The sequence below is a fragment of the Bradyrhizobium macuxiense genome (genome assembly GCF_001542415.1).
Lineage (GTDB): Bacteria > Pseudomonadota > Alphaproteobacteria > Rhizobiales > Xanthobacteraceae > Bradyrhizobium > Bradyrhizobium macuxiense.
In genome coordinates, this window is record NZ_LNCU01000014.1 from 29,892 (window position 1) to 32,088 (window position 2,197).

The window sequence follows — 2,197 nt, forward strand, 5'->3', positions numbered from 1 at the left end:
GGTCACCAGCTCGGCCTGCGGCAGCCGCATCAGCGCGATTTCGCGCGTGACCTGGGCGATCTCCGCCGCCGTCATCTGCGCAAAGTCCTTCTTCTGCAGCACCTCCTTGTCGGAGACCGAGAGCTTCAGCTCCTGCTCCTGGGCCTGCGGCCGCTCTTCGCGGCTTGCCGGCTGCGCCATCGCCTCCTGGACGCGGCGGGAGGCCGGCGGCGGCTTCTTCTTCGCGTGGTCGGGCAGCGGCACCGAGTCCAGCATGCTCTTCCACTCCTCGGCGGCGCGGAAGAACAGGTCGAAGGCCTGGCGGAAGATCAGCGCATGCTCGTGGCGCTTGACGAAGATCGCTTCCAGCGTGGCGTAGAAATCGGCGCGGCTGCCGACCTCGATCAATTGGATTGCGTTGAGCGCGTCGATCACCGAGCCCGGCCCGACGGGAAGCCCCGCCGCCCGTAGCGCGCGGGCAAAGCCGATGACGTTGTCGGCCATGTGGCCCGTCGGAGGCGCAAGGTGATTGATGGCCATCGTACCCGATCCACTTTCCCGTCGTTCCGGGGCGCGAGCAGAGCGAGCGAACCTGGAATCTCGAGATTCTCAGGTGCGCAACCGCGCACCATAGCTCGATGCTGCGCATCGCCCCGGAATGACGGCGCAAAACGCAACGCGCGACTTACGTGTCGCTCGTCGCTTCCTTCAAAGTCTTCTGCAGCGCATCGCCCTGCATGCGCGCAATATCGTCTTGATACTTGAGCAGCGCGCCCAGCGTGTCGCCCACCACCTGCGGCGTCAGCGAGCGGGCGTCGAGCTCGGACAGCGCGGTCGCCCAGTCGATGGTCTCAGCCACGCCCGGAGACTTGTAGAAATCCTGGCTGCGCAGCGCCTGCACGAAGCGGACGACCTGTTGCGAGAGCTTCGCGGAAATGTTCGGCACCCGCGACTTGACGATCGCAAGCTCGCGCTCCGCCGAGGGATAATCCACCCAGTGATAGAGGCAGCGGCGCTTCAGCGCGTCGTGGATCTCGCGGGTGCGGTTCGAGGTGATGATCACGATCGGGGGCGCCGGCGCCTTCACGGTGCCGAGCTCGGGGATCGTCACCTGGAAGTCGCTGAGGATTTCCAGCAGATACGCCTCGAACGCCTCGTCGGCGCGATCGAGCTCGTCGATCAAGAGCACCGGCGGACCTGCGACATCGGGCTCGAGCGCCTGCAGCAGCGGCCGCTTGATCAGGAAGCGCTCGGCGAAGATGTCGCTAGCAAGCTGGTCGCGATCGGCATCGCCGGAGGCTTCCGCCAGCCGGATCGCGATCATCTGCGCGGCACTGCTCCACTCATAGACGGCGGAGGCGACGTCGAGGCCTTCATAGCATTGCAGGCGGATCAGCTTGCGCCCCAGCGCGGCCGACAGCACCTTGGCGATCTCGGTCTTGCCGACGCCGGCCTCGCCTTCCAAGAACAGCGGCCGACCCATGCGCAACGCCAGATAGGTCACGGTGGCGAGCGGCCGCTCGGCGAGGTAGCCGCGCGAGGTCAAGAGCTCCTCGAGCGCATCGACGGAAGTGGGGAACGCCGATGCACTCATGGAACTACCAGTCTTCGAACAGGGGTCAGCAAGATCACGCCTTGGTATTTAGTCCTTGGCGGTCGCGGCTTCCACGGCCCGGCGGGCCAGGACGCCGATCAAATGTGCGCGGTATTCCGCGCTGCCGTGCAGGTCGCTGTTCAGCCCTTCGGCCGGAACGGTCATGCCGTCGAGCACCTTGTGCGAGAAGCGCTTCTTCAGGGCCTCCTCGAACGCGGTGACGCGGAACACGCCGTCCGAGCCGGCACCGGTCACCGCCACGCGCACATCCGACGGACGCTTGGCCACGAACACACCGACCAACGCGTAACGCGACGCCTGGTTGCGGAATTTCACATAGGCGGCCTTCTTCGGCAGCGGGAACATCACCTTGGTGATGATCTCGTCCGGCTCCAGCGCGGTCGAGAACAGGCCTTGGAAATATTCCTCGGCCTTCAGGCGGCGCTTGTTGGTGACGATGGTTGCGCCCAGGGCCAGCACCGCAGCCGGATAGTCGGCGGTCGGGTCGTTGTTGGCGAGCGAGCCGCCGATCGTGCCGCGGTGGCGCACGGCCGGATCGCCGATCCCGCCGGCAAGCTCGGCGAGCGCCGGGATCGCCTCTCCGATGATCGACGAGTTCGCGAC

The 2,197-nt window shown here is 66.2% G+C and carries 2 protein-coding genes and 1 pseudogene; all 3 read right to left on the reverse strand.

Going from position 1 to position 2,197, the window contains the following annotated elements; all coding sequences use genetic code 11:
• A pseudogene (locus AS156_RS43860) lies at window positions 1-519 on the reverse strand (VWA domain-containing protein); the annotation flags it as partial.
• 145 nt (window positions 520-664) lie between these two features.
• Window positions 665-1,573, reverse strand: coding sequence for an AAA family ATPase (locus AS156_RS03210; protein ID WP_066499899.1), 909 nt, complete (start codon window positions 1,571-1,573; stop codon window positions 665-667).
• Window positions 1,574-1,621: 48 nt separating this feature from the next.
• Window positions 1,622-2,197, reverse strand: a 576-nt coding sequence (locus tag AS156_RS03215) for an FAD binding domain-containing protein (RefSeq protein WP_245312528.1), incomplete at its 5' end; no start/stop codon positions are given.

Bases quoted from the DNA above. Each gene is read 5' to 3' on its own strand.
- AS156_RS03210 (WP_066499899.1), bottom strand. From the start codon at position 1,573: ATGAGTGCATCGGCGTTCCCCACTTCCGTCGATGCGCTCGAGGAGCTC.